The sequence below is a fragment of the Streptomyces nanshensis genome (assembly GCF_001751255.1).
GTDB lineage: Bacteria > Actinomycetota > Actinomycetes > Streptomycetales > Streptomycetaceae > Streptomyces > Streptomyces nanshensis_A.
Genome location: NZ_LJGW01000382.1, coordinates 1 through 8,038, shown reverse-complemented (window position 1 = coordinate 8,038; position 8,038 = coordinate 1). Strand labels below are relative to the sequence as shown.

Below are 8,038 nucleotides of genomic sequence, written 5' to 3'. Positions count from 1 at the left end.
CGTCGCCGTCGTGGGCGGCGGCATCGCCGGGCTGGCCGCGGCGACGGCGCTGGCCGAACGTGGCGTACGCGTCGAACTGCTGGAGCGGCAGGCGACGTTGGGCGGCCGGCTGCGCGGCTGGCGCACCCGGCTCGCCGACGGCAGCACCGTCACCATGAGCCGCGGCTTCCACGCCTTCTTCCGGCAGTACTACAACCTGCGGAGCCTGCTGGCGCGTACGGGCGGCGCCGGACTCCCCGGCACGCTCGTGCCGCTGCCCGACTATCCGCTCCAGCGCAGCGGCGGCACCCGCGACAGCTTCCGGCGGGTGCCGCGCACGCCGCCGTGGAGCGTGCTGGGCTTCGTGGCGCGCAGCCCCTCCTTCACGCTCTCCGGCATGGCGGGGATGAATCCGCGCGAGGCGCTCTGCCTGCTGGACGTACGCGTCCCCCAGGTCTACGAGCGCCTGGACGGCGTGAGCGCCGCGGACTTCCTGGACCGTGTGAACTTCCCCCTCCCGGCACGGGACTTGGCCTTCGAGGTCTTCTCCCGCAGCTTCTTCGCCGACCCGCGCGAGCTGTCCGCCGCCGAGCTGGTCCTGATGTTCCACATCTACTTCCTGGGCTCGGCGGAGGGCCTGCTCTTCGACGTGCCTGCCGAGCCCTTTCCGGCCGCCCTCTGGGACCCGCTGGCACAGCGGCTCGACGGTCTCGGCGTCCCGGTCCGTACGGGCGTGCGGGTGCACTCGGTCGAGCCGTACGCCGGGCGCACCGGTGACGGCTTCGCGCTGCATCTCGATCCCGGCACCGGCGAGGGCCGGGACCGGGACGGGAGCCGGAACCGGGACGGGAGCCAGGGCCCGGCCCTGGACCAGGGCCGTCACGGGACGCCGGAGACCCACCGCTACGACGCCGTCGTCCTGGCCCTCGACAGCGGCGGGCTGCGGGATCTCGTCGCCGCCTCGCCCGGCCTGGGCGACGGCCCGTGGCGCGAACGCGTCGCGGCGCTCCGGCAGGCCCCGCCGTTCCTCGTCTCGCGCTACTGGCTGGACCGTCCCGTGGACGCCGGACGGCCGGGCTTCCTCGGTACGAGCGGCTACGGCCCCCTCGACAACGTCAGCGTCCTCGACCGCTGGGAGGGCGAAGCCGCCCGCTGGTCGGCCCGCACCGGCGGCTCCGTCGTGGAGGCACACGCCTACGCCCTGCCCCGGGACGGCGACCGGCGGGCCGCCGAGGCACGGCTGCACCGCGAGGTCGCCCGCGTCTACCCGGAGACGGCACGCGCCGGGGTCGTCGACGCACGCCACGAATGGCACGACGACTGCCCGCACTTCCCCGTCGGCGAGTACGCCGCCCGGCCGGACGTGCGCACTCCGCATCCGGGGCTCGTGCTCGCCGGGGACCTGGTCCGTACGCCGCTGCCGGTGGCGCTGATGGAGCGGGCGGCGACCACCGGGTTCCAGGCGGCGAACGCGCTGCTGTCCACCTGGGGCGTACGGGGGCACCCGCTGTGGTCGGTCCCCGTGGCGGGACGCTCGGCGCTGCTGCGGCGGCTGGGCGCACTGGGCTGCTGACCCGGGCGGCCCGCCCGCGTGTGCGGCGCCCCGTGCGTTGTCCCACTGTGGACGGATGGCAGACCCAGAGCGCCGGTGGTGCTTCGCGGACCAGCTCGGCCCGCACTTCCTGGACCGCAAGGACCAGCCGGTACTGCTGATCGAGTCCCGCGCGGTGCTGCGCCGCCGCCGCTTCCACCGCCAGAAGGCACATCTCGTGCTCTCGGCGCTGCGCCACCGGGCCGCGGAGCTGGGCGACCAGGCCCTCTTCGTCCAGGCCGGCACCTACCGCGAGGCGCTCGCGCGGGTGCGCGGACCGCTGACGGTGTGCGGTCCCACGTCGCGGGCCGCCGCCGAGTTCACCGCCGGGCTCGACGGGGTGACGGTGCTGCCCTCGCGCGGATTCGCCACCGGACGCGAGCACTTCGAGGAGTGGGCCGCCGGACGCGACGGCAGCCACCTGCTCATGGAGAGCTTCTACCGCGGCGCCCGGAGGGCGACCGGCACGCTCATGGACGGCGACGGCCCCGCCGGCGGCCGGTGGAACCTCGACAAGGAGAACCGCGAACCGCCGCCCCCGGACGGCGAACTTCCGCTCCCCACGCCGTACCGCCCGGAAGAGGACGCCATCGACGCGGAGGTGCGCGAGTACCTCGACGCCGCCGAGCGCCGCGGCGAGATGTCCTTCGTCGGCCGCGACGGACCGCGGCGCTTCCCCGCGACCCGCACCGAGGCCCGCAGGGCGCTCCGGCACTTCGTCGAGAACCGGCTGCCGACGTTCGGCCCGTACGAGGACGCCATGCTCGCCGCCGATCCGGCGATGAGCCACAGCTTCCTGTCGGCCGCGCTCAACCTCGGTCTGCTGGACCCGATGGAGTGCGTACGCGCCGCGGAGCGTGCCTGGCGTGAGGGCGCGGTGCCGCTGCGCAGCGCGGAGGGCTTCGTCCGCCAAGTCCTGGGCTGGCGCGAGTACATGTGGCACGTCTACTGGCACTTCGGACGCGGCTACGCCCGGCGCAACGCGCTGCGCGCCCGGCGCCGCCTGCCGCGCTGGTTCGCGGAACTCGACGCCGACAGCGTGGACGCCCGGTGTCTGTCGAGCGTGCTGCGGAACGTACGCGACCAGGGGTGGACCCATCACATCCCGCGGCTGATGGTCCTCGGCAACTACGCCCTCCAGCGCGGCTGGCACCCCGCCGAGCTGAGCGACTGGTTCCACCGCTGCTTCGTGGACGGCTACGAGTGGGTCATGGCCGGCAACGTCATCGGCATGTCCCAGTACGCGGACGGCGGGCGGATCGTCACCAAGCCGTATGCGGCGGGCGGCTCGTACATCAACCGGATGAGCGACTTCTGCCACGACTGCGTCTACCGGCCCACCGCGCGTACGGGCGAGGAGGCGTGCCCGTACACCGGCGGGTACTGGTGGTTCCTCGCCCGCAACGAGGAGCGGCTGTCGGGCAATTGGCGCCTCGCGCCGCAGTTGCGCAACCTCCGCCGGATCGACGGTCTGGACGACGTCGTCGCGAACGAGCGCGCCCGACGGCGCCCTTGAGCGCGGCCGGAGCGATCGCGACGGTCGGGGCGGTCGAGGTCGGGGCGGTCGAGGGAGGGGCACGGACCCCCGCTCAGAGTCCCGGCGCTCCCCACACCGGGAACCAGCGGCCCAGGTCCGGTTCGACGGGAAGGTCGTCCGTCAGCAGTCCGCGCATCTGGAGCTCCAGTTCGCTGTCCCGCTTCTCCTTGCGGCCGGGGTGCGGGGCGAACGGGTAGAAGGTCCCCCGCTTGTAGAGGTAGACGAGGGCGAGCGAACGCGCCGGCTCCGCGCCGGGCTCGGACCGGAACGCCACGAAGGAGCACAGGAGTTGGGGGCCGAAGCCGTTCTCCTCCAGAAGCGTGTTGACCGCGTGCAGGTCGCCCACCAGCTCGCCCAGTTCCTGCGCCGGGTGCCGGGCGACGAGCCAGGTGTAGCCGTACTCGTCCTGGCTGAACTCCACGGGGGTTCCGCTCTGTTCGGCGGTGCCGGCGCCCGACTCGGCCGCCGTCGCGGGGCCGTTGCCGGTTCCGGCACCGGAACCCGTGCCGGCGCCGGTGTCGATGACCGCTTCGGCACCCGGCCCGACCCCCGCCTCCGCCCCCCGCGACAGATCCGCGTCCAGCAGTTCCCGTACGTCACGGCGAAGCTGCTGGAAGGCGCCGCCCTCGACGCTCGCGAAGCACACCGAACCCGTCCCCGTCGGCACCAGACCGGCGCCCGCCTGGAGCGTGACGGCCGCCGCCGGCAGCGCGAAGAGCCGGTCGAGGTCGGGGCGTACGGGCTTGCTGCGGCCCAGTAGCGCGTCGAGGAGACCCATGGACGTAACCTCCGCTCACTGCTTGCCGAGCTCGGCCGAGATGCGGCTGAGCTGCTCCAGCCGGCGCTCCAGCGGCGGGTGCGAGGAGAGCAGCGTCGCGACGGTCTCGCCGGAGAAGGCCGGGGCGAAGAAGAACGCGTTGAACGGCTCGGCCTTGCGCAGATCCCGCGTGGGGATGCGGGCCATCTGCCCGGTGACCTTGGTGAGCGCGGAGGCGAGCGCCGAGGGGCGGCCCGTCAGCAGCGCACCGGCCCGGTCCGCCGACAGTTCGCGGTAGCGCGAGAGCAGCCGGGTCAGCAGGAAGCTGACGATGTAGACGAAGACGCTGACCAGCGGGATCACCAGCAGGATGATGCCGACGCCGCTCTGGTCGTTCCGCCCGGCGCCGCTGAGGCCGCCCCACAGGGCGACCCGCGTCAGGATGCCCGCCAGTACGCCGAGGAACGAGGCGATGGTCATCACCGCGACGTCCCGGTGTGCGACGTGCGACAGCTCGTGGGAGAGCACGCCCTCGACCTCTTCCGGTTCGAGGCGGCGCATCAGGCCCGTCGTCGCGCAGACCATCGCGTTGCGCTGACTGCGGCCCGTGGCGAAGGCGTTGGGCACATCGCTGTTGGCCATGGCGACCTTCGGCTTCGGTACGTCCGCGAGCGCGCACAGCCGGTCCACCGCGCCGTGCAGTTCGGGCGCCTGTTCCGGGGTGACCTCGCGTGCGCCCATGCTGAAGGCCGCGATGCGGTCGCTGAACCAGAACTGGGCGATGAACAGACCGCCCACGGCGATCACGATCAACGGCCATACGTTGCTCATCGCCGCGATCAGTGCACCGACGAGCACCACGTAGAGAAGTCCGATGAGGAACATCGTGACCACCATGCGGCTCGTGAGGCCCCGGTCGGCCACGTATCGTCCTCGCGCTGCTGCCATGACGGCGCTCCTCTCACCCCCCGTACGTATGAGGCAATTGTCCCCTGTCGACCCGTCGTGCGGCCAATGACGGAGAGCGGCCGGAAGCCGACGCTGAGCGACCGCGGTCCGGGAGGCCGTCCGTGCGCGCGCCGTAGGGTCGGCGCCATGGCTTCTTCTTCCTCCGCGCAGTCCGCATCGCAGCCCTCCGCGCAGTCGTCCGCGGCCCCGCGCCCGTCGCGCGTTCCCCGGCTGAGCACCGTGATCCTCCCCGTACAGCGCTGGCACGAGGGCGGACGCGCACGGTGGCAGCGCGCCGAGGAGCTGGGCTTCCACGCCGCCTACACCTACGACCACCTCTCCTGGCGGGCCGAGTTCCGCGACGGGCCGTGGTTCGGTGCGCTGCCCGTGCTCACCGCGGCGGCGACGGCCACCACGCGTATCCGCCTGGGCACGATGGTCACCTCGCCGAACTTCCGGCACCCGGTGACGCTGGCCAAGGAGCTGATGACCCTGGACGACGTCAGCGGCGGGCGGATCACGCTGGGCATCGGCGCGGGCGGCAACGGCTTCGACGCGACCGCGCTCGGGCAGCGGCCGTGGACGCCGCGTGAACGCGCGGACCGCTTCGCCGAGTTCGTACCGCTGCTGGACCGGCTGCTCCAGGAGCCGGCCGTCACCTACGAGGGCACCCACTACTCGGCGCACGAGGTCCGCGGCGTCCCCGGCTGTGTGCAGCGCCCCCGCCTTCCCTTCGCCGTGGCCGCCACGGGACCGCGGGGCATGCTGCTCGCCGGGCGGTACGGGCAGGCGTGGGTGACCACCGGCGATCCGCGCATCGCCGCGACCGGTACGCCCGAGGAGGCGCTTCAGGCCGTACGCGACCAGATCGAGCGGCTAGGGACGGCGTGCGAGCAGACCGGACGGGACGTCGCGGAGCTGGAGAAGATCATGCTGGTGGGCTTCGTTCCGGGCTCGCCGACGGCGTCGGTCGACGCCTTCGTGGACTTCGCCGGGAAGTACGCGGAGGCGGGCATGACCGAGATCGTGCTGCACTGGCCCATCGCGGAGACGCAGTTCGCCGCGGACGAGGCGGTCTTCGAGCGCATCGCCACGGAGGGGCTCGCGCAGCTCGCGTGACGACGGCTCTCATATGACGACGGCTACGAGGGGCGGGGCGCCCGCTCACCCTGTGCACCCCCGCACTGATGTGCGCGTAAATGCGCGAAGATGGGCGTCGTGACTCAACCGCCCTCCTCCCGCGCTCCCGGCTCGCCTGCGGACCCGCGTCCCCGGCTGATCGCCACCGACCTCGACGGCACCCTGCTGCGCGGCGACAAGACGGTCTCGGACCGTACGGTCGCCGCGCTCGCCGCCGCCGAGGCCGCCGGGTTCGACGTCTTCTTCGTCACCGGCCGCCCCGCCCGCTGGATGGACGTCGTCAGCGACCATGTGCACGGCCACGGCCTGGCCATCTGCGCGAACGGCGCCGCGGTCGTCGATCTGCGCGACGGCCGCCGCGTCGTGGACGTCCGCGCGCTGGAGCGCCTCGACGCCCTCGCCGTGGTAACCGCCCTGCGCGCGGCGGCCCCCGGGGTGAGCTTCGCCGTGGAGCGCAAGGGCGGCATCCACTTCGACCCGGAGTACCCGCCGCTGCATCTGGATCCGGTCGGCGTCGTCGCCCCCGCGGAGAAGCTGCTGGGCGCCGGGTACGAGGAGCCCGTACTGAAGCTGCTCGCCTTCCACCCCGAGCTGCAACCGGACGCGTTCCTCGCGCTGGCCCGCGAAGTGGCGGGCGCGCACGCGCAGTTCACGCGGTCCAGCGAGTCCGCGCTGCTGGAGATCAGCGGCAGGGGCGTCAGCAAGGCGAGCACCCTGGCGCGGTGCTGTGCGCAGCGCGGCGTGCGCCCGGAGGAGGTCGTCGCCTTCGGGGACATGCCCAACGATCTGGAGATGCTGGGCTGGGCGGGCACGTCGTACGCGATGGCCAACGCGCACCCCGAGGTGCTCGCCGCGACCACCGCGCACACCTCGTCCAACGAGGAGGACGGCGTCGCGGAGGTCATCGAGCGGCTGCTGCTCCGGCACGGTCACCGGCGCCGGGATGCGGAGCGTGCGGCCGACCGGACGGGCCGCGGCTCCCGGTCCGCGCACCCTCCCCGGACTCCCGGTGCTCCGGGTCCTCCCGTGCCTCCCCGTACGGCGCGGAGCGCACGGGAGGGCCGCTCGCCGCTTCACGGGCCAGCATCCGGCTGAACGGCCCGCCGGCGGCGGCCAGTTCGCCGTACGTACCGCGCTCCACGGTGCGGCCGGCCTCCAGCACGATCACCTCGTCCACCGCCTCCAGGCCCTGGAGCCGGTGGGTGATCAGCACCGTCGTACGTCCCTCGGTGGCCGCCAGCAGGTCCGCGGTGAGCGCGTCCGCCGTCGGCAGGTCGAGGTGTTCGGCGGGCTCGTCCAGGACGAGGACGGGGAAGTCCGCGAGCAACGCCCGTGCCAGCGCGAGCCGTTGGCGCTCGCCGCCGGAGAGCCGGGCGCCGTGTTCCCCGACGGGCGTGTCCAGTCCGTCCGGGAGGGTGTCGGCCCAGCGCTCCAGTCGGGCGGCGGCGAGGGCGCGGCGCAACTCGGCGTCGCCGGCGCCCTTCCGCGCCAGCAGCAGGTTCTCGCGCAGCGAGCTGTCGAAGACGTGGGCGTCCTGGGCGCACAGGCCGACGTGCCGGCGCACCGCGTCGGAGTCGAGCGCACGGGCCGGTACGCCGCCGAGCGTGTACGTCCCGCTCTCCGCGTCCAGGAAGCGCAGCAGCGTACGGGCCAGGGTGGTCTTGCCGGAGCCGGAGGCGCCGACGACGGCGACCCGGCGCCCGGGGGTCAGCGTCAGGCCGAACTCCGCGAGCGGAGCGGGACGTTGGGCCCCGCCGCCGGATTCTTCCGCGTCGGGGTAGCGGGCGGTGACGGCGTCGAGGACGAGCGGGAACGGCGACGCCGGGGGCGCTTCGGGCCGCTCCGGCTCCCGTACGGGTTCGGGCGCGTCCAGGACGTCCCGTACGCGCTCCGCCGACCGCCGCGCGCGCTGCCGGTGCTGTACCGCGAGCGGCATGCCGTTGACCGCTTCGAACGCCGCGAGGGGCGTGAGCACCACGGTCGCCAGCCACACCCCGTCGAGCGTCCCCGACTGCACGGCCGCGACGCCGGTCCACGCTGCGGCGGTCACGGTCAGTCCGCACACGAGGGCCGCGAGGCCCGAGCC

General features: G+C 73.8%; 6 protein-coding genes and 1 pseudogene. 4 read left to right on the top strand and 3 right to left on the bottom strand.

Annotated features, from left to right (window positions below):
- Together AN218_RS23530 and AN218_RS23525 are read left to right on the top strand one after the other, a co-directional pair.
- The coding region (locus tag AN218_RS23530; RefSeq protein ID WP_244900630.1) for an FAD-dependent oxidoreductase at window positions 1–1,552 on the top strand (1,552 nt) is incomplete at its 5' end.
- Between the two features lie 55 nt (window positions 1,553–1,607).
- A complete protein-coding gene (locus AN218_RS23525; RefSeq protein WP_070018897.1) occupies window positions 1,608–3,086 on the top strand; it encodes a cryptochrome/photolyase family protein in 1,479 nt (492 codons plus the stop codon).
- A 73-nt stretch (window positions 3,087–3,159) separates the two neighbouring features.
- On the opposite strand, the gene pspAB is transcribed toward AN218_RS23525, so the two are convergent.
- Window positions 3,160–3,885: a PspA-associated protein PspAB gene (gene pspAB, locus AN218_RS23520; RefSeq protein WP_070018896.1), complete on the bottom strand. Its 726-nt coding sequence runs from the start codon at window positions 3,883–3,885 to the stop codon at window positions 3,160–3,162.
- Between the two features lie 15 nt (window positions 3,886–3,900).
- Complete coding sequence (gene htpX, locus AN218_RS23515) at window positions 3,901–4,812, bottom strand: zinc metalloprotease HtpX (RefSeq protein ID WP_070018895.1); 912 nt, start codon at window positions 4,810–4,812, stop codon at window positions 3,901–3,903.
- A gap of 147 nt (window positions 4,813–4,959) precedes the next feature.
- On the opposite strand from htpX, the gene AN218_RS23510 reads away from it, so the two are divergent.
- Together AN218_RS23510 and AN218_RS38425 are read left to right on the top strand one after the other, a co-directional pair.
- The gene (locus tag AN218_RS23510; protein ID WP_079132503.1) at window positions 4,960–5,931 is read left to right on the top strand and encodes an LLM class flavin-dependent oxidoreductase; all 972 of its coding nucleotides are present in this window, start codon (window positions 4,960–4,962) and stop codon (window positions 5,929–5,931) included.
- A gap of 90 nt (window positions 5,932–6,021) precedes the next feature.
- Window positions 6,022–6,870 (top strand): annotated as a pseudogene (locus AN218_RS38425) (HAD family hydrolase); the annotation flags it as partial.
- Here the strand turns inward: AN218_RS38425 and cydC are convergent.
- Window positions 6,854–8,038 (bottom strand): thiol reductant ABC exporter subunit CydC (gene cydC / locus AN218_RS23500; protein ID WP_107421549.1); only part of this gene is annotated, 1,185 nt, incomplete at its 5' end. The pseudogene AN218_RS38425 and the gene cydC overlap by 17 nt on opposite strands.